We start from the raw sequence: 20,895 nt of genomic DNA on the forward strand, positions 1-20,895 counted from the left end.
CGCATAGCTTCTTAGAATAACGCTCCCTGGCTATATATGAATTTATCGTTCATGTGTAGTCAGGGATCTCTTTTGCCTTTTTTCGTGAAAATGGCTTTAAAATCGCCCGTGAGTGAAAGCGATTACAATTATTTAGGAGGTTTGATCATGTCCGCATTGCAAGGAAATAAGAAGAAGCTGCTGCGAGCTGCAGGCTCCACGCTGCTGGCAATGACGATTATCGTTCCTTTTCTCGCTCCTATCGAGAAGGTCCAAGCCGAAGAGCTGGGTTATTATGTCGGCGGTGCCAACGCCTCGGACAGCAATCCCGGAACATCCGCCGAGCCGTTCGCAACGATTCAGAAAGCAGCCAGTGTAGCCGCGGCCGGCGACACGGTATTGATCCGCAGCGGGACTTATCGGGAGACGGTTACGCCTGCCAATTCCGGAGCCGAAGGCAGCCCGATCGTGTATCAGCCTGATGGCGATGCGGTTGTGACAATTAGCGGTTCAGATGTTGCAGATGGTGACTGGTCCGTCTATCAAGGTAATATCTATCAGAAGACGATCTCGCTTCCGGTAAACGGCTATAACGATCATATGACAACGAACGATACGCTGATGGCGAACCAAGTGTTCGTCGATGGCAAAATGATGATCGAAGCGCGCTGGCCGAACGTATCGAACTCGGATGATTTGATGAATCGTGCGGATTGGAGAGAAGCGAAGAATGGGACTTGGGCTTCAGTAGGCACTGGTATGACTGTCGATGACACGGCTATTCCAAATATCGAAGGCGGCTGGGTTGGCGGACAAATGTGGATGACAGGCTGGTTTATACCGTCGACCGCACAAATAACGGCTCAGACCGGCACGAAGCTGACGCTATCGAAGAATACGGTTGAAGCATTCCGTGATTATTACTATCTCACAGGTAAACTAGGCGCGCTCGATAGTGCGAAGGAATGGTTCTATGACGGGACGAAGCTCTATTTATGGGCGCCGGATGGGAACAGCCCGTCCAACGTTGAGGTAAAGAAACGTAATTACGCTTTTGACTTAAACAACAAATCCAATATCACAATTAACAACATTCATGTAGAAGCGGCTTCATTGGTGACGAATGGCAGCAGCTCAAACATCACCATTGACGGGCTGAAAGCCAAATATATCAACCACAGCGTAACACTGCCAGGTCCGGATTTGACCTATTCTCACTCGGATGAAACCGGCATTAGACTGATTGGTGCCGGAAGCAGCATCAAGAACAGCGTTATCGAGTACAGCTCCGGAGCGGGTATCGTACTCGGTGAAGGCAATTCGGCGAACAACAACTTGGTTCATGATATTGCCTATGATGGAACCTATGCGAGCGGTATCGTTCCGAAGCCGTTTACCGGCAATCAGATCATTACGCATAACACCATCTACAGAACAGGCCGTTCCAGCATCGACATGTACAACAATCCGAATGTAGAGATTGGCTATAACGACTTATACGATTACGGGTTAGCCAATATGGACTTAGGTGCGGTGTACTCTTCCAGATCCTCCGATCTAACGGGGACGCGAATTCACCATAACTGGATTCATGATAACAAAGCACCTTATAATATCCCGGATACCGGTATCCAAACCGGTGTTTACCTCGATCAAGGATCGGGTCCGGCACAAGTCGATCACAATGTCCTCTGGAATAATATGATTGACTATTACAACCAGCATGAATTTGGTGAAGGCAAGCCCATCAAGATTTTTAATACCTATAACAATACGTTCGGTTCAATGGCAACAGCGTCTTACACCACTTACACAAGCCCGGCGATCGATGTGAATCAGAATAACATTCACCGTGATGCCATTCTTTCCGTAGATAATGCGATTAATACCATCAGACAAAAGACAGATCCTAAATTCGTCAATGATGGTCATGGCGGGCTGAAATACCGCCTGAAAGCAGAATCTCCTGCCGTGGATCATGGCGGTATTGTTGCCGGCGTAACGGATGGTTTTGTAGGGACAGCTCCCGATATCGGAGCTTACGAGCTGGGCGGCGATGAGTGGGTACCTGGCTATACGGCCGACGGTTACGTACCGACTTATTACGCTACAGAACAACCGCTCGAACCAACACCTCAGCCTCCGACGCCTCCTCCTGTGCTTGGCATGGTTACGATCGATGATGCAGAGACAGGGACCGGTGAATTGAAATATGAGTTTGTCGGCACTTGGAATTCAAGCGCAAATGACAAAGCATATATGGAAACCGATCATTACAACAACAAAGCTGACGATTATTACCAAGTAAAGTTCACCGGAACACATATCCGCGTGTACGGGGAGAAGAACAACGGCTTCGGTATTGCTGCCGTTTCCATTGATGGCGGACCGGAAACATTGGTCGATACGTATAGTGCGACGCGGTCGGTTAATACATTGCTATTCTCCAGCGAGACACTTCCGCTCGGCAGCCATACGTTGAAAGTCCGACTGACCGGAGAGAAGAATATAAACTCCGGCGGAAATTGGGTAACTGCCGATCGCGTAGTCGTAACTACGGGAACGGTGACGGTGGATGATAATGAGATTGGTACAGGTCTCTATAAATACGAGTTCGTAGGCGGTTGGAATTTGAGTCCAAACGATCAAGCATATATGGAAACAGACCATTTCAGTGGAACTACAAACGCTTACTATCAAGTGAAATTCAACGGTACGCAAATTCAAGTATACGGGGAGAAGAACAGTTCATTTAGTATTGCGGCATTCTCTATTGACGGTGGCGAAGAAACGCTGGTTGACAGCTACAGTGCTGCAAGAATTGTAGATACGCTGCTTTACACCAGTGCGGAGCTGCCTAAAGGCGAGCATACGCTGAAGGTCAGATTAACCGGAACGAAGAACGTGAACTCGGGAGGTTACTGGCATACAGCGGATAAGGTTGTCGTTATTCTAGGTTCTGTTGATGCACAAACCGCAACCGTTGACGATGATGACACCGGTACAGAAGAGAATCAATATGAATTTGTCGGCTCTTGGAATGCAAGCGCGAACCTCGAAGCTTACCTTCAAACCGACCACTTCAGTGGAACAGCAAATGACTATTATCACGTGAGATTCACGGGTACACAAATTGAAATGTATGGCGAGAAGAACGATGCCTTTGGTATTGTCGCCGCATCTATTGACGGCGGTCCTGAAGTACTGATCGATCTCTATAATCCGACACGTAAAGCCAATACGCTGCTTTACACAAGCCATACGTTGTCTAACGGAAGCCATACACTTAAAGTCAGAATTACCGGACTTAAGAATGCATTATCGAAAGGCATCTATACAACGGCAGACCGTGTTGTTATTACGAGCAGTGATATTGAGGCTGCGCAGACATTAACGTTCGACGATACGGATACTGGTACGGACGAGAATCAGTATGAGTTCGTAGGCTCTTGGAATGCAAGCGCGAATGGTCAGGCTTACTTGGAAACCGATCATTTCAATGCAACAACGAATGAATACTACCAATTTAAATTTACGGGTTCCCAAGTGAAAGTATACGGAGAGAAGAACAATGCCTTCGGTATCATTGCGGTCTCCGTGGACGGCGGACTCGAAACGCACGTTGACTTGTATAATGTTTCTCGCAGTGCCAATACGCTGTTGTACACAAGCCCGGGCTTACCGCTTGAGCAGCATACGGTGAAAGTGAGAATTACCGGTAAGAAGAATGACAACTCTGGTGGCACTTATACGACCGCTGACCGAATAGTCATTACAACCAGCGGAGCGATTGATGAGCCAACGCCTACAACGGTACCTGCACCGGAAGATCCAACGGATCCTACAGATCCGACAGATCCGCCGGCACCGACTCCAGAATCGGCTCCGGACCCAGGGGTGGTCTATGAAGCTGAGGCTGCTTTACTTGAAGGCGGTACTGCTGTAGCTACCAACCATGACGATTATACGGGAACAGGCTTTGTGGATAGCTTTAACGGTCAAGGAGCGTCAGTAAGCTTCACCGTGAACACCTTTGCGACCGTAACGAAGGATGTTACGCTTCGTTATGCCAACGGTGATTCCGATATTCGGTCGCTCAGCGTTTATCTTAATGGCGTCAAAATCAAACAAACGAGCTTGATGGGTACCGGCGGCTGGGATGGTTGGGGTTACAAAACCGAGCAATTGGTCCTGCAAGCAGGCGAGAATACCATTACCTACAAATACGACGCAGGCGATACGGGTGCTGTAAACGTCGATAACATCAGCATTCCATTGGATGCGAATCAAGAACACGCACCAGGCATGAAGTATGAAGCGGAACTTTCCGCATTTAGTGGGAATGTCAAAGAAAACACCGATCATCCCGGTTATTCCGGTACCGGATTTGTTGACAGCTTCCACGGAGATAACCCATCCCTTACCTTTACGGTTAATGCAGCTGCGGCAGGCAGCAAAGATGTGACGATCCGTTACGCTGACGGCGACGATGACAGAACGTTGTCTGTATATGTCAACGGAACGAAGCTGAAGCAAGTGCATTTCTCCGGCACCGGAAACTGGGATACATGGGGCAATCGAACCGTGAAGCTGACACTTGCCGAAGGAGAAAACACGATCGCCATTAAGAAGGATGCCGGCGATACGGGTCTCATCAACATCGACTATATCAGCATTGCAGGTGAGGAAGTTATTGAGCCGGAACCGACAATTCCGTTTGAAATCATAAACGGAAGTTTAGTTGGTAAGAAAGGGTTTACGGCAGCAGTGACCGTCAAACCGGTTGGACAGCATTCTGGTAATGAAATTATCGTATTTGAGCTGACAAAGAAAAACGGCAAGAAAACGATAAAAACCGTAACAAAAGATATTACGACTGAGCAGCAAGTGTCAGTGGTTTTCAACGAGAATGGGCAGCATTACACGGTGAAAGTGTATGTGAAAGGTGAAGACGGAACATTGCTTTCGGAAGCGTCCGTATTTGTGCAGAATGAATAACTAAGTTATCAAGCTTGTATAACAGGTTTTACCGGGAGGGCTGTGGTCGTATTTGTAAGACTATTGCCCTCCCGTCATTATAGTTAACTCCACCTAAAGGGGGTGAATAATGAACCAGCTTTCTTCGAGATTCCAGAAGAAGTAAGCGCTTCCGTACGCTGCATGTGAGAGAGTTCGGTAATGTGGTAGTTTTACAATGGAAGGCCAAGTGAAGCATAACATCATTCGAGGGGGATTATGTGCGTATGAACTTTTCAATGAAAAGCAGCAGCTTTCTTCGCAAAATGGTCTTATTGGCAATGACTGCAACAATCAGCATTCCTTTTATTTCTCCTCCACAGCAAGTAGAGGCGGCAGGAGCCACCTTTTACGTAGGCGGAACCGGCGCTTCGGACAGCAATCCGGGCTCATCCTCGCAACCTTTTGCGACCATTCAGAAAGCATCGACCGTTGCGACAGCAGGTGATACCGTTAAAATCCGTACCGGTATCTATCGCGAGACGATCACACCGACGAATTCCGGTTCCGCCGGTAATCCGATTATTTATGAGCCGGACGGCGGCGCGGACGTTACGGTAAGCGGTGCCGATACGGCAGATGGCGGCTGGTCGGTACACAGCGGCAGCATTTACAAGAAAACCATTACAATGACTAACGGCTACAATGCCAATATGACGAACAATACAACACTGCTCGCGAACCAAGTGTTCGTGAACGGGCAAATGATGATCGAAGCCCGCTGGCCGAACCTGCCGGACTCGAACGATCTGTTTAACCGTAATGATTTCCGCAACGGCACACTCGGTACATGGTCGACAACAGGGGCGCAAACGGTAAATGACTCCGGCATTCCGAGCATCAGCGGCGGCTGGGTAGGCGGCACGATGTGGGTGAACGGCTGGTTTATCTCGCAAACCCGTTCCATCACGGCACAAACGGGAACGCAGCTGACTGTGTCCGGTGGCATCATCGGCGCAGATGACAGACTTCGCAAGTTCTACTACTTAACGGGACGTCTTGGAGCGCTTGACGTAGCGAAGGAATTTTTCTATGATGGCACGCAGCTCTATCTGTATGCGCCGGGCGGAGGAAGTCCGACGAACGTAGAAGTCAAGAAACGGAACTACGCGTTTGACCTGAGCGGCAGATCGTATATTACGATTCGGAATTTGAAACTGTTCGCGGCTTCCATTACGTCCAATACGAGCAGCACGAACATTACGCTTGACGGACTGAATGCGAAGTATATCAATCATGGGGTTACGATTACGGATTCTGACCTCACGTACACGCATACAGGTCAAGTGGTAACCGGGGTAGGTACGGGAATTCGCTTGATGGGTGCGAACAGCATTATTCAGAACAGTGAAATTGCGTACAGTTCCAGTGTCGGTGTTGCGCTTGGCTCGAACACGACAGCTTATAACAATAAGATCCACGATATTGATTATGAGGGAACATACGCAAGTGCAGTTATGCCTGTAGATGGCACGAATGGTCAGACTATTACGAACAATACCATCTATCGCACCGGACGTGCGAGCATCGATTTCATGAACAGCCAGAACGTTAACGTCGGCTACAACGATATGTACAACTTCGGCATGCTGAATATGGACATGGGAGCGATCTACTCCTCCAGAGACTATGTTACCGATGGTTTGCGTATCCACCACAACTGGATCCATGACTCCTCCGCTATTTCGACGGGAGAAGGCATCCAAGTCGGTATTTATTTTGACCAAGGCTCAGGTCTGGCGCAGATCGATCATAATGTCCTCTGGAACAATGTAGTTGCGGATATTTATATCCAGCATACTTCTGCTGTCGATGTTCAGAAGATATTCAACAACACGCTGGCGACGTCAGGCTATGCATCCTATGTGACCTACTCCAACGAAGCAACGGATAATATGAAAAATAATATTTTCCGCGATGATGTCATCAACTACAATCCATCGACGACTTCGATCTTCCAAACGACTAATCCGCTGTTTGTCGGAAGCGGGACTAGCGGATTGCAATACCGCATCACGACTTCGTCTCCGGCCAAGGACACCGGGGCAGTCATCTCCGGCGTAACAGACGGTTATGTTGGCACTGCACCAGACATTGGGGCTTATGAGTTCGGCGGCACGGATTGGGTTCCGGGATATGTAGCTCCTGTTTCAACCGTGGCAACACCGACGTTCAGTCCTGCGGCGGGAACGTACACTTCTGCACAGTCGGTTACGATTTCGAGTTCGACTTCCGGAGCAGATATCCGGTATACAACCGATGGAAGCACGCCGACAGCTTCTTCGACACTGTACACAGGTGCTGTCAACGTCTCGTCATCTCAGACCTTGAAGGCGATTGGCATCAAGTCGGGAATGACGAATTCAGCAGTTGCTACCGCGGCCTATACGATTAACCTGCCTGGTACGACTACAGTGAACGATACCGTAACAGGTACGGGGCAGAACCAATTCGAGTATGTCGGATCGTGGGGTTCTGGCGCGAGTACAGGAGCGTACATGAATGATGAGCACTATTCGGGGAACACGAACGACTACTATCAATTCGATTTCACAGGAACGAAGGTAGAAGTATACGCACAGAAGTATAATTCATCCGGTATTGCCGCCGTTTCGATTGACGGTGGAGCGGAAACGAATATCGACCTCTACAATTCATCGCTTCTTCTGAATACGCTTATTTACACCAGTCCTACACTGACGAGCGGCACGCATACCGTGAAGCTTCGCGTAACGGGCACGAAGAATGCCAGCTCGTCGAGCTACTGGCTTGTTGCCGACCGCATTGTCGTGACAGCCTCAGCAACACCTGCGGCTACACCGACATTTGGTCTTGCAGCAGGCACGTATAGCGGTACACAATCGGTCTCGATTTCAACCGCAACCTCCGGCGCTGATATTCGTTACACGACGAACGGCAGCACGCCGACAGCTTCTTCAACGCTGTACACCGGTCCGGTCAGCGTTTCGTCCAGCATGACGCTGAAGGCGATTGCCGTCAAGTCCGGCATGTCGGATTCGTCCGTAGCAAGCGCTGCGTATACGATCACGACGACTGTCAATGATTTCGTCACAGGTACAGGTCAGAACCAATTTGAGTATGTTGGCTCATGGGGTTCAGGTGCAAGCACTGGCGCATATTTGGATGATGAGCATTACTCCGGCAATACGAACGATTACTATCAGGTGGATTTCACAGGAACAAAGGTAGAAGTGTATGGCCAGAAATACAACTCTTCGGGTATGGCGGCGATTTCCATCGACGGTGGCACTGAAACGACGGTGGATCTCTACAATGCGACGCTGCTCAAAAATACATTGATCTACACAAGTCCTACACTCTCGAGCGGCAGCCATACCGTTAAGATTCGCGTGACCGGAACGAAGAACGCAAGCTCTTCCTTCACGTGGGTAGTAGCGGACAGAGTACTCATTACGAACTAATGATGTCGCTTCCAAACAGTCAGCCGCGTTGATGCGGTTGGCTGTTTTTTTGTTTAATCACATTTCCAGATTGCAGCATAAGTCAGCCGTATATTCACTATTTTCCGTGATAGCGCTTGCACTAGAATAGAGTTGGCGACAAGGTGCACTTGTAAGTAAGCGGGTAATATTGAAGAGGAGGTGACGGGCTTGAACCGCAAGGTGGACACGAGAGTATGGGAATGCGCAGAGCTGGTTTTCAAAGCGGCAGAAACCTATGATAATCCTTTCCTGGAAGTGGAGCTGCGTGCCGAGTTTGTCGGTCCTGATGGACAGTTGCTGATGATTCCGGGCTTCTGGGACGGGGGCAATTTGTGGAAGGTCCGTTTTGCTCCGGTTACTGCTGGGGAATGGCATTATACAACGAGTTGCTCCGATCAAGCGGATGCCGGGCTTCACGGTTGTACGGGCCTCGTTACGGCCTCCGTTTGGCAAGAAGAGGAGCTTCAGCATAATCCGAATCGAAGAGGCTTCGTGCGCATCCATGAATCGGGCAGATGGTTCGAGTATGGGGACGGCACACCGTTCTATTGGCTGGGAGATACGTTATGGTCCGCGCATACCCTGCGCTGTGACTTGAAGAAAGCGCTTCCGACTTACTTGGAAGATCGCAGAAACAAAGGCTTCAATGTCATTCAGCTGGTTGTCGGCCATCCGACGGCAGACCAATTCGGCGAAGAAACGAGCAGCTACGTCAGGTATGACCCGGAGTATTTTCTTAATGAAGGCGGAGCGCCATATCTGGAGCGGTATACGCTCATCAATCCGGCTTATTTCAGCCATCTGGATTTGCGTATACGCCTGATGCTGAACATGGGATTCGTGCCATGTCTGATGGCCATGTGGGGCCAGGATTTGCAAGGGATTAAGGTGGAAGGCGGCAAGCGATATCTCCGTTATCTAGTTGCTCGTTATGCTGCATTCAACGTGATGTGGTCCCCGGCAGGCGAGTATCTGTTCACGGATGATGTGGAAGGCTGGCGCGAGCTGGGAGAAGAAATTCATCGCTGCGATCCATACGGGCATCCGACCTCTGTACATTCCGTTGCCCCGCACAGCGGAAGTCGTCATTACCATGGGGAAGAGTGGTACGATTTCAACCTCATTCAAGTGGGGCATGTGCTCGGATTTAAGAATTTTATGGAGATGCTGCCCTATCTCGATTACCGGATGCAGCCGCCGAAACCATCGATTATGAGCGAATCCTGGTATGAGAATCATCCAAACTGTGTGCTGGATGACGGCGTACGCATTAACGATAAACACATTCGGTTCGCCACTTACGTTCCGCTGCTGCAAGGCTGTATCGGGCAGACGTATGGCGCACATGGAATTTGGTCCATATATAACGGGGAGCAGAAGGATAAATGGACGGATCGGATGAGACCGGATTTGTGGAAAGAGGATTTAAACCTGCCCGGATCGGGACAGATGAAGCACGTGCGGGATCTCATGGAAACGGTCAATTGGTGGGAGCTTGAGCCCCATCCGGAGTGGGTGAGTACGGTGGCTGAGAGCAATGTGTATTGTGCTGCCATTCTGAGGGAGCAATACATCATCTATTGTACAGGCGGTCAAGCTGCGGTACCTGTTCTAGTTATGATTATGGGTGCAAAAAAAGACGGTGAAACCTACGCGGGGCAATGGATGAATCCACGTACGGGAGAATGGCATGCAGTTGAGGTCGAGGACTTCCAGTATCACGGCTACGGCAGCGGGATGATGTGGCGAACGTTCACACCGGATCAAGAGGATTGGATTCTCAGCATAAGACGAGTTAAAGAGGAGAACTGACAAGATGAAGACTTATAGCGTAGACAGAGGCGTAATCGAAAGCGAGAAAGGCATCCCGGAATCGCCGAGATGGTTCTCGGACAGTCGGATGAATTTTCAGATCAATGAGAATGCCGTCACTCAAGTGAATTATCATAATCCGCTTGCCATCCGCGGATGTAACACGATATTTCTGCAGCGGTTATGGGATGGGTTTAGACATTTCGTCGAACTTGACGGTGTGACACATAAGCTCCCCTATACGAATTCCAAGCTATGGCCATTTGGCGTCGAATCCGAGTGTGAGGTTAACGGTGTAAAGCTTCAACATCGGATTATGGCCGTAGAAGAGTCAATCGTATTTCAAGTGACTACGCCTCAGGAGCTCCCGCTTTCTTTGCGATACAAGATGGAGTTCTACAAAGACTTTGCTTTAATCCCGGCTGATTCGCAGGATTTCCGGTTCAGCGCCGGCGGCACAAGCCGTGTGTGGCAGGAATGGTCTTATGATGAGGCAGCCAGTCTGCTGCACGGTTCCTTCCTCGAAATACAGAAGGAGAGGGAAGCTGGCCATCCCGATGACATTAATATCAATAATCCGGATGTGAGTAAATACGACCGGGAGGAGCCGGTTCCGCTATTTATTAGCATTGGCGCGGATTTTCCGATTGGCTATTCGAAACGGCCGCTCAACTCGAAGTACATTCTTACTGGCAGCGAACCGTTGGAACCTAACCGGACTTATAGCTTTATCATAAGTTTTGATTGTGAGAAGGAAGCGCTGCTGAATAAAGCCTATGAGCTGTCAGATGGTATCGAAGAATCCGTATCGAAGCAATTTGCTCGTTATGAACGTATTCGGGAGCGTTCGCCGATTCTTAACAGTCCATATGAAGAATTGAATAACTTTATGAGTTTGATTCCACTGTATCACGAATCCTGCAAAGTTACGGATGTTCCCGGGGCCATTAAAGCGAAGAACAAACAGTACTGGGTATGGGGCTGGGACGGCATTACGAGCAATTATGCCTCGCTATATTGGGGCGATCAATCGTTTATCGGCGATATGCTTCGCTTCTACGAGGAGACGGCAGATGCGGAGTGGGGCATTGCGCACAGCTACCGCCATGATATGACTTTGAACAGTGTCAGCGCCCTTCCGGCGCAGAGCATGTATATTTCGCTGCTTCAGCAGTATTATGCGACAACGGGGAATAAGCAAGAGGTGTTGGACCGCTATGATTTTGTAAAACGGATCTTCAACCTGATTCTGACGCGCGAGGTGCAAGGAATGGGCTTCTGCGAAGGGGCTTCACTGTTCCCGGATTTTCCGGCGTTCATGCAAGAAACGGGTACGAGCGATATTAGCAGTCTGAACAACACGATCTTCTATTGTGCGGCTCGTTCGATGGAATATCTGGCAGAGCTTGTAGGTGATCAGGAGACCAAAGAGCGCGCGAAAGCCGTCTTCAGCGGAATTGAGAAGAACTTTCTACCGCTGTTCTATGACGAAGAGAAGCAGTTCGTTGTCAGCTCTATCGATTCGGTGACGCTGCAGAAGCGCAATTCGTATAACTCCAATGCGGTCAAATGGGAGAGCCATTATTTAAGTGATTTGATGGACGAGGTGAATGCGGGAGCTCTTGAATTCTTCGCGAACCATATCGTCTGCAAAGCGGGATTGCGTGAAATTCCGGTCTGGTCGGATGCCTTTGATATGGACGCTAATCAGCTGCACTGCTGGTGGCCGGTGACCGGTGAGTACTTCATGCAGCTGGTCAATGACGGCAATCGCCCGGATCTGATTGAACAATGGATTGGTTGGGTGAGCTATTGGACCGGGAAGCTGACTTGCCCGGAGGGCATCTCATGTTATATCGATACGGCTGAGCCGGACGTGGACCGCTGGAATACGGAGAATGGCACATGGCATGCCTATTCCATGCGAGGCTGGTATCAAGCGGCTATTCATGGCGTGGTCGGCGTTTCCATGGAAGCGGGAGGCTTAACCTTCCATCCGTATGCCGGGGAAGAGATGACGCTCGAGGGGCTCTATTATGGTGAACAACGACTAGATATCGCGATGATAGGTTCGGGTCCGTTCTTGGAGTCGATTGAAGTGGATGGTCAACTGCTCGAAGCGACTAATAAGCTGCCTGTGGATGTTACCGGCGCGAAAGTAGAGGCGGCTTCGAAGATAACGGTGCGCCGAGTTGCAACTAACCCTTACCCCGTATCCATTCAAAAAGCATTCGGCATCGAGCTATCGAATTACTCCTATGTGGACGGCGTCATTCGCGCGCAGATGGAAGGTGCGGGAACGAGCAGACTGAAGCTGATCGCGCAGCGAGAACCCGTCGTCACAATCGGGGGCAGGAGCGCGAGCGTGCAATATGATGCAGCAGCGGGCAAGGCAACGGTGGAAGTGGATTTGAAAGTCGGGCAACGTGAGGAATTAGTTATTCAGTAGATCGACTCTCAGCTTGCGAGCACGGGCCAAATGATGCTGAGAGTCGATAAATCCGACTCTCAGCACGCAAACACCGGCGAAATGATGCTGAGAGTAGCAAAAACCGACTCTCAGCACGCAAACTAACCTGATAGTGATGTTGCTGGCAGCTGAGAGTCTTCCAGCATAGGTAAGCGAGGTGCAGGAGCAGGACCTGCGTGCGAATATCGCGCAAGAAGCCCACCCAGAGGTCTACATGCTAGCGAAATCAGCGAATATCGTGCAGGAGGAGATGTACGCCAGTGGCAATTAAGGGGTATTTGCAAGTAGCGGCTGATCAGCGGAGCTTCCAAGACGGGGAGGGAAAGCCGGTTTTCTGGCTGGGGGATACGGCTTGGGCTTGCCCGGGCCGAGCGACCTGGGAGGAATGGGTTGACTACGTGGATGCCAGGTCCGCGCAAGGTTTTAACGTGTTACAGCTCAACTCACTTCCTCAGCATGATGCGTATCAGCCGATTTTTCGAGAAGGCCGCCAACCATTTGCTCTGTTCAAAAAGGAGAGCGAGGATGGTCGGATCTTCAACTGGGATTATGAGGCTATTCAAGCTGATTATTTTGACATGCTGAAGAAAATGATCGCGTATGCCAACGGCAAAGGGATGGTAATTGCGCTGATCGTGCTGTGGTTCGAGCATGTACCGAATTCACGGCTTGATGTGATCCCCGTTCATCCGGGAATGACGGTGCAGCAGGCGATCCGCTACGGAACTTTTCTAATAGAGAAGCTGGAAGAGTTGAATATCGTATGGATCGTCAGCGGTGACGATGAATTCAAAGGTGAGGGGGTCGCAGCCTTCTATAACGAAGTCGGCATGGCAATGAAGGAAGCCGAGCCGTATGGACGACTGATCACGACCCACCCGGTGCATAAATCCGGCGACACGTACCATCATGCGAGCTGGCTTGATTTCAATATGGTGCAAAGCGGTCATGGGCTGAATCAGGACTATAATCTGGGCCTGATTCGTGAGGAATGGGATAAACAGCCGCCTAAACCGGTGCTTAATGCCGAGCCATGTTACGAGCATCATCCCATGAGCGGACGTGAACGGCGCTTCGACCGATACGGGGTTCGGCGCGCCGGCTGGCGAAGCGTGCTGGAGGGTTCGTCAACGGGCATTACTTATGGTGCCTATTGGATTTGGAACTGGGCGAAGAGCGGTGAAGCTCCACTGAACGGAACCCCATCACCATACAGCTGGAGAGATGCGATGGAGCTGCCCGGTGCCTTAGATCTGGTTCGTATGATGCAGCTGCTGACAGCTTTGCCATGGTTCGAGCTCAGGCCAGCATCAGAGCGGTTACGCAGTACGCATTCTTGTACAGTATCGGTGGCATGCACGGAAGCAGGCAGTCTACTGCTGGTTTATTTGCCGGAGAAATGCGAGATTCGTCTGGATTTAACCGGGCTCGAAGTGGAAGGGAAATCGGTAATCTGGTGGAGTCCGGAGAACGGAGAACGAATAGCGTCGACAGCGGGTCATCTCGACAGCAATGAATTTATAGGCAGTTCACCCTTCGAGAAGGATGGACTGCTAATCATTAGTTAACGCGGGAGCAGCAAGTGCTGCAGGAGAGAAGGGGAAGGTTACATGTACTCAGCGCCGATTATGTTATTGCTGGATACCAGCATGACAATGGATCATCAACGCATTCGGCTGGCCGTTTCGGATATTAACGAGAAAGGCTTCGATACGGTTTGCGTGGAGTTTCGCAACAATATCTATGATGAATATGATTCGCAGGGCAAGGCAGCGATTCAAGTTGTTTCAGAGGAATGCACGCGGCTTGGCCTCCAATTTCTGATGATTATGCCAATGCTCGGGCCAAACATAGTCAAGGAGCATCCGGAAGCACGCCAATCTTGGGCAGTCGAGCACAGCGGTCAAGTCATTGATAGTCGGTTTTCCATAGCCATTAAACGCGTGCATAATGTCGGATTCGTGAATACCGATCCCAGAGTCCGAGGGGTTGCCAAAGCGTTTCACATCATCAGAGATGAAAGCGGTCGCATCGTCGAAGCCTTCGACATTACGGACCAGATTACATTCACCATCGACATGAACATCGAGACAACACTCGCCGGTACTTGTGAGCAGGACGGAGAAATTCTAGTATACGCAAGGTATGATACGGATTATATGGATTTTGCATATAGCGGGATGCACAAATCGGTAGATTCGTTCTTGGAGCAGTATGAAGGCTTGCCGCAGGACGGTTATGCCATCGATGAATTCGGAGCGGGCAGCAGATCGAGCGAGGATGTTTATTTTGTCGGGGGTCATTTTCTTGCCGCGTTTGAAGCCAAATACGGCTATGATTTGCTGGACCGGATCTACCTGCTGAAGAATGAAGCGATCGATGCTTGTGCGGGAAACGTACGATACGATTACTATCAACTGACGATCGACCTCACGTACGGCTTGCAGAAATATGTCAAAGATCGCTACACGGAGCGTTTCGGCGACAACCTGTTCGGCGGCTTCCACAGCACATGGTGGGGAGAAGGCAATTCAGGGGATTTATGGGCAGGAAATATCGATTATTTCAGACTGACGGATAACTTGAGCGGCGGGTTTGTAGATGCGCAATTTGATGCCGAGCGAACGATGGTGTCCATGACGATGCTTGCTGAGTCGCTTGCCAAATATTCTTCGAGTGGAAAAGCCTACAATATGTGCTGGGATCGAAATACGACGAAGGAGAAACTGGACTATTACCAGCGCCTGCTGGCTGTGCGCAATGTGAGATGGGTCGGTCATGCGTACGGATACGTCGGTCCTTATGGCCCCGGATATCCCGATCACAGTACTTGGGAGGATACGAAGGTTTGCCTTGAACGGCAGAAAACCTTCCAGCAGTTTATTGGAAAGGCAATCAGCAGACCGAAGCTTGCGATGATGTATGTGTGGGAATCCGTTGCGTTCTTCAACAATGAGTACATGCATTACCACAGGCTTAGTATGAAGGCAGTTCTCGATAAAATGATGCAAGAACATTACGAAATCGATTTGATTCCGACGAGCGAAGCCGATTTGGAGCGGTATGATGCCTTAATTGTGCTATGGCCGACCATGATGCCGGAGGCTGCATGGGAATCGATTCAAGGTTATGCCGCAACGGGCAGAAGAGTGATCTTCATCGGTCCGCCGGCACAGTGTACAGTGGAGGGCCGCGACATTCGCAGCGAATTCGAACAGTTAACCGGCGCTCAGAGCGGGAGCCCATTCGCTGGCAGGCTCTATAACGGCGATTATGAATACGTCGAATGGGATATTTGGTTCGCCAAAACCAAAATCGACATGAAAGTCTTCCCGCTAACGCCGTTAGATGGCGAAACGACGCTGGTTCACGATGGTGACATCATAGGAGTCAGCAAATTGAATGTGGAATACTTCTCGTTTGAGATGCCGCTCACGTCGTATTTTGAAACGTTATTGGCTACGCTTACGCATGCACGTGAGCTGGATCTTCCTCCGGATCTACTCAGCAAAGTATCTTACGATGGTGAAAATGCTGTCCTCTCTATGACAGGACGATGGGGAGCGCGAATCAACTGCAGCTTTACCTTTAGAGGGAATACGATTGCAATTGCAGATGGCGTTCTCGTTGGCATTCGCTTGGAAGGGAACCGTGTAGTCGAGATCATTAGCGATGCGGATTGTACGATTGAAGTGAATGGCAGCAAGAGGGAATATGTGACGATTGGGTAGAGAATCGAGCGGTGAGGCCAGGCATTATAAAAAAAATGTTTGGTCTCTGCTTTTACCCTATTTACAAACCGATGGTCGGTTTATATAATAAGAGCAACAGCCAACAAATGGAAATGCACAAACCATACACCAACATGGAGGTATCCAATATGAAGCAAGAGGAACGCAGGGAGCAAACCATTCGCTTATTGCTGGAGGCGACTAAATCCCTTGTTCGAGAGAAGGGCTGCTCATCGTTAACGTTGAAGGACATCATGGAACGGTCGGGACTATCGAAGGGGGCCATCTTTCATTATGTGAAGAGCAAGGATGAATTGTTTGCCTGGGTGCTGCTCGAACGGCTTGAGGAAACGAACAACCGATTTATGAGCGAGGTGGGTAGAAAAGGCGGCGAGTTTGAAGGTCCGATGGGGAGTATTGCCGGTCGCTTAAACAGTTTGGAAGAACAGGATGACGTTACAAACAAAGTATTTGTTTATTTGCTTGGCAAGGAGGAAGAGCAGGCTGTAGCCGAGGCACTGAATCAATTCTATGAACGGTCTGTTCAGCTGTCTCGCAGTTGGATTACCGCCGGGCAGCAGCATGGCGTAATCCCGGAAGCCATCGATGCGGATCGTACGGCAGAGCTGTTCGTCTTACTCTCGTTTGGACTGCGAGTCCGCTCTTCATTCTCCATCGTGAGCGGTCATTTCAATGCCGAACATTTCATTCAGTTTATTGCCGGCATGCTTAAACCTACTAATTAATAACTAGGAGGAATGTGTATTATGGCACCTTTTATCGTATTGGCAGGTTCATGGTTCTTGTTTCGTTGCTTGGGATGGGTAGGCTTGTCCTACTTTGACGGCTGGCAGACGCCGCTTCAAGCAGCGGTTGCCCTTATGCTGCTGCTGACTGCGTCCGCTCACTGGGGGAGCAGGCGGCCGGATCTGATTCGGATGGTCCCACCGTCGTTCCGGAAACGAGAATGGCTCGTGACTGCAACCGGATGGCTGGAGCTTGCAGGAGCGGCAGCTATTCTCATTCCGTTCGTCGCTCCTGCCGCATCCGTTTGCTTAGCGCTCCTCTTCGTGGCTATGTTCCCGGCGAATGTACGCGCGGCAAGGGAGAAGCTTACGATCGGCGGCAGACCCGTGCCGGGACTTGCGCTGCGGACGCTGCTCCAGCTTATTTTTATCGCTGCCGTTCTGCTTGCCTCGCCTGTTGTTCAATTCTAATTAATACTGATACCAGCCATTTCCGATGACGGAGCGCTTCGGACCGGTATAGCCGGTTACAGGTACAGGAATACTAGGTGCCGCCGCTGCCACGCCTTGCACCATTTGTCCTGTTTTGTTGCAATCAGCCGGCGGGCCAATAAGTACGGTTTGCGTAATTGGCGCCAGCGTTTCCTTCACCATGGCTTCGTTAAGACAATAGGTATGTGCGAGCACATTCGCCGGAGTCAGTCTCAGCAGATCAGATCCCCCAATGAACTGAGGTACCGGTGCGTCGAATATGGCTAATACATGGGTATTATCCATCGTTGCGACTTCGTAATGCCACCATCCCTGCGGAACATTGACCACCTGTCCCGGTTGGCTGATAGGGAAGTTGAGCAGCTCATTCGTAAAAGGATTGATTAACGAGACAACCATCGCACCGGAGATCAGATAAACGAGTTCTGCCGCATTCTGATGATAGTGGGGCTCGATGACATTTCCTTTGCTCATGAAGATGTCCAGAAGCGATACATCGACGAGCGTATTCAACTGTTGATTGGATAACGTATTGATGTAGTTGCGGCCATCTTTTCTAAACGTGGTATTGTTATTGAGATTATAGGTGAATTGGACAGACGGGGATGTGTAGTCCATGTATGAAACCGTCATAGCTCTCCCTACTTTCTTAGGTTAAATAGGCATTTGGCATGGGATATGTTATGACGGCAGCGGCAAGAAGGTGTTTCCGTTTTAAAGAATGCATCGTCTTCAAAGTGGTCGAACACGCCTTAAGGGGCGTTTTTTTGCGTAATAGATGTACTCGTTGTATGGTAAGTAGATGTTATAGAAGCAGGAAGGTGTTAGTTAATGTGGAGTGCGCTGCTGACGGCACTGATTGGAGGATTTGCATTTAAGCTGATGCATGCCCCGATTCCGTGGCTGCTCGGACCGATGATTGCGGTGTTGCTTGGAACAAATCTGCTAGGCAGAACCTATAAATGGCCGATGCAAGCGCGAAATGCCGGCATGATCATCGTTGGGTATACGATCGGTCTGTCGATGACAGCGGAAGCGCTGAGGGAGATGTCCTATCAGCTGCCGTCCATGACGCTGATGATCGTGTTATTATTACTATTTTGTACGGGAATCGCGTATCTCGTCTCGAAACTATCGCATACGGATTTCAAAACAGCGCTGCTAGGCAGCGTGCCGGGGGGGTTAACACAGGTCCTTGCGCTTGCGGAAGAGACAGAAGGGGTTAATCTGACGGTCGTAACCGTGACGCAGGTCATCCGGCTGATGATGATCATTATTTGCGTGCCGCTTCTCATATTTAATCCGATCTTCGGCCAAGCGCATACGGATGGAGCAGCGGCAGTATCGCAGTCTATAGCAGCCGCAGCTGCTGCTGATTGGAGCGGATTGTTTCCGAACATTCTCCTCTTCGCTCCGGTAAGCGTGGCTTGCGCTGTTCTAGGCAATAGGGTGAACTTTCCTACCGCCTATTTGCTCGGACCGGCTCTGGGAACGTCGATTCTACAGCTCAGCGGATTACATGGTCCGGCGCTGCCCTCACTCCTCATTGATGCAGCTCAATTCATGATCGGAACTTATGTAGGTCTCCTCCTGAAACCGCAACAGCTGCCGAATAAGCTTCGGACGATTTCGCTTGCGCTTGGAAGCGGGATGCTGCTGATTCTAGGCGCCTCTGCATTCGGATTCGTACTGACGAAGCTTCATCCGATTTCCATGCCTACAGCACTGCTCAGTCTCGCACCGGGAGGCATGGATCAGATGGGCATCATCGCGCATGAAATTCAGGCGGATCTGTCGATAGTGGCGGGTTATCAGCTGTTTCGCACCTTTTTTATTTTCTTCGCCGTTCCGCCGCTGCTTCGGATGTTGTTCAATTACAGCTTAAAGAAGCGAAAGAAGCAGGAAGAAGAATTATAGTCAGTTTCAGCCAAGACGTTCCGGAGGCGGCGCGAGCCTTACTTCGGGTAATAAGTGAAGCCCGGAAATTTGACGACAGCTTGCTCTTCTTTGCGCAGCGCGTCCAGCACCGTAGGACCGACATTCAGATTGCTCCCAACGAGGCTTCGAGGCGTAAGTGCCATCCATTGATTGAGCGAAATATCTTCGAACCGATCGCTCTTGAATATTTCAAGAAACCAGAGGGAGTTGCTGCCTGTATTCTGAATGTAATGGCCGTTCGCGAAAGGAACATAACCGACGTCGCCGGCTCTGTAATCAAAGGTCCGCGCTGTACCGTTCCCGGCAAACACGGTCATTCTTCCTTGACCGGTCAAATAATATTGCCACTCATCATTGTTGGGATGCCAGTGCAGCTCCCGCATGCCGCCGGGTTCAATTTCAACGAGTGCCGCAGCTACGGTTCGTGATATTGGGAAGTTGGTGGAGTCCACGATTCTGACATTACCACCTGATGATTTGACCGGCGTCTGGGCGAGTAAGCTGTGCTTGAAGGTTAGCGGCACGGTGCCGTATGGGGATTGAACGGCCTGATCCGCAATAGGACCTGGAATATTATCTTGATAAATGTAAACCTGTTCGTCTGGAATGGCGTCAAATGCACTTTGCGGTACGCCGAAGTTGGCGGACAACACGTCTTTGGGCGTATGAGCGAACCAGTCGGAAATGGTCAAGGTGTTCAAATCCGAGAAGCTCCCGTCATCGAAGACGAGCAGAAATTCGCAGCCTTCCTCTAATCCTTGAATGGAATGCGGCAGACCCGCCGGAAAATACCACAGGTCTCCCGGACCGACATCAGCAATGAAATTTCGCCCCTGCCAGTCCATGGACGTAATGCGCGCGCAGCCCCGTATCATATAGGACCATTCCGCTTGTTGATGCCAATGCAGCTCGCGAACGCCACCCGGTGTCAGGGCCATATTCACGCCGGCAAGTGTTGTTGCAATTGGCAGATCACGCACGGTAATTTCACGCGACCAACCGCCATGATTGAGCTGCATATGGGTATCGGAGAACGACATTTTCAAATTCGGCACTAAGCCTGCATCCGTTGCAGGAGGTACAAGCATATTCGGATTCTCCATATCTCTCATAATATCGCGCGGTCCTAAGTCGAGACCGCCTGCGCCATCGCTTCTGATCGGCTGCGGAATAACAAAAGGCTTCCTATCGTCCGGGGTAGGATTAGTCATGAACGCGATTCCTCCTATACTTTATCCTGAGTACAT

General features: G+C 50.2%; 11 protein-coding genes. 9 read left to right on the top strand and 2 right to left on the bottom strand.

Annotation, left to right across the window (positions count from 1 at the left end):
• Positions 1–147 precede the first annotated feature (147 nt).
• The 8 genes from AC0YNS_RS05960 (at position 148) to AC0YNS_RS05995 (ending at position 17,689) form a co-directional block, all read left to right on the top strand.
• The gene (locus AC0YNS_RS05960) at positions 148–4,977 is read left to right on the top strand and encodes a CBM35 domain-containing protein (protein WP_475780130.1); all 4,830 of its coding nucleotides are present in this window, start codon (positions 148–150) and stop codon (positions 4,975–4,977) included.
• A 245-nt stretch (positions 4,978–5,222) separates the two neighbouring features.
• Entirely contained in the window at positions 5,223–8,438 is a 3,216-nt protein-coding gene (locus tag AC0YNS_RS05965) for a chitobiase/beta-hexosaminidase C-terminal domain-containing protein (RefSeq protein ID WP_475780131.1), read from the top strand.
• Positions 8,439–8,627: 189 nt separating this feature from the next.
• Positions 8,628–10,271, top strand: a complete 1,644-nt coding sequence (locus AC0YNS_RS05970; RefSeq protein WP_475780132.1) for a glycoside hydrolase family 140 protein — start codon at positions 8,628–8,630, stop codon at positions 10,269–10,271.
• Positions 10,272–10,275: 4 nt separating this feature from the next.
• Entirely contained in the window at positions 10,276–12,720 is a 2,445-nt protein-coding gene (locus AC0YNS_RS05975) for a glucosidase family protein (RefSeq protein WP_475780133.1), read from the top strand.
• Between the two features lie 281 nt (positions 12,721–13,001).
• Positions 13,002–14,309: a glycoside hydrolase family 140 protein gene (locus tag AC0YNS_RS05980; protein ID WP_475780134.1), complete on the top strand. Its 1,308-nt coding sequence runs from the start codon at positions 13,002–13,004 to the stop codon at positions 14,307–14,309.
• A 42-nt stretch (positions 14,310–14,351) separates the two neighbouring features.
• A complete protein-coding gene (locus AC0YNS_RS05985; protein ID WP_475780135.1) occupies positions 14,352–16,472 on the top strand; it encodes a hypothetical protein in 2,121 nt (706 codons plus the stop codon).
• A gap of 149 nt (positions 16,473–16,621) precedes the next feature.
• Positions 16,622–17,218: a TetR/AcrR family transcriptional regulator gene (locus AC0YNS_RS05990; RefSeq protein WP_475780136.1), complete on the top strand. Its 597-nt coding sequence runs from the start codon at positions 16,622–16,624 to the stop codon at positions 17,216–17,218.
• A gap of 21 nt (positions 17,219–17,239) precedes the next feature.
• Positions 17,240–17,689, top strand: a complete 450-nt coding sequence (locus tag AC0YNS_RS05995) for a DoxX family protein (protein ID WP_475780137.1) — start codon at positions 17,240–17,242, stop codon at positions 17,687–17,689.
• Here the strand turns inward: AC0YNS_RS05995 and AC0YNS_RS06000 are convergent, their stop codons facing one another.
• Positions 17,690–18,343, bottom strand: a complete 654-nt coding sequence (locus AC0YNS_RS06000) for a cupin domain-containing protein (protein ID WP_475780138.1) — start codon at positions 18,341–18,343, stop codon at positions 17,690–17,692. It lies immediately after the preceding gene.
• A gap of 198 nt (positions 18,344–18,541) precedes the next feature.
• Between AC0YNS_RS06000 and AC0YNS_RS06005 the strand changes: the two genes are divergently transcribed.
• Positions 18,542–19,627, top strand: coding sequence for an AbrB family transcriptional regulator (locus tag AC0YNS_RS06005; protein WP_475780139.1), 1,086 nt, complete (start codon positions 18,542–18,544; stop codon positions 19,625–19,627).
• Positions 19,628–19,665: 38 nt separating this feature from the next.
• On the opposite strand, the gene AC0YNS_RS06010 is transcribed toward AC0YNS_RS06005, so the two are convergent.
• Positions 19,666–20,859, bottom strand: coding sequence for an oxalate decarboxylase family bicupin (locus tag AC0YNS_RS06010; RefSeq protein ID WP_475780140.1), 1,194 nt, complete (start codon positions 20,857–20,859; stop codon positions 19,666–19,668).
• Between the last annotated feature and the right edge of the window lie 36 nt (positions 20,860–20,895).

The organism is Paenibacillus sp. J22FR21, assembly GCF_056269135.1.

Coding starts and splice junctions, on each gene's coding strand:
- AC0YNS_RS05960 (WP_475780130.1), top strand. CDS start 148: ATGTCCGCATTGCAAGGAAATAAGAAGAAGCTGCTGCGAGCTGCAGGC.
- AC0YNS_RS05965 (WP_475780131.1), top strand. CDS start 5,223: ATGAACTTTTCAATGAAAAGCAGCAGCTTTCTTCGCAAAATGGTCTTA.
- AC0YNS_RS05975 (WP_475780133.1), top strand. CDS start 10,276: ATGAAGACTTATAGCGTAGACAGAGGCGTAATCGAAAGCGAGAAAGGC.
- AC0YNS_RS05985 (WP_475780135.1), top strand. CDS start 14,352: ATGTACTCAGCGCCGATTATGTTATTGCTGGATACCAGCATGACAATG.
- AC0YNS_RS05990 (WP_475780136.1), top strand. CDS start 16,622: ATGAAGCAAGAGGAACGCAGGGAGCAAACCATTCGCTTATTGCTGGAG.
- AC0YNS_RS05995 (WP_475780137.1), top strand. CDS start 17,240: ATGGCACCTTTTATCGTATTGGCAGGTTCATGGTTCTTGTTTCGTTGC.
- AC0YNS_RS06000 (WP_475780138.1), bottom strand. CDS start 18,343: ATGACGGTTTCATACATGGACTACACATCCCCGTCTGTCCAATTCACC.
- AC0YNS_RS06005 (WP_475780139.1), top strand. CDS start 18,542: ATGTGGAGTGCGCTGCTGACGGCACTGATTGGAGGATTTGCATTTAAG.
- AC0YNS_RS06010 (WP_475780140.1), bottom strand. CDS start 20,859: ATGACTAATCCTACCCCGGACGATAGGAAGCCTTTTGTTATTCCGCAG.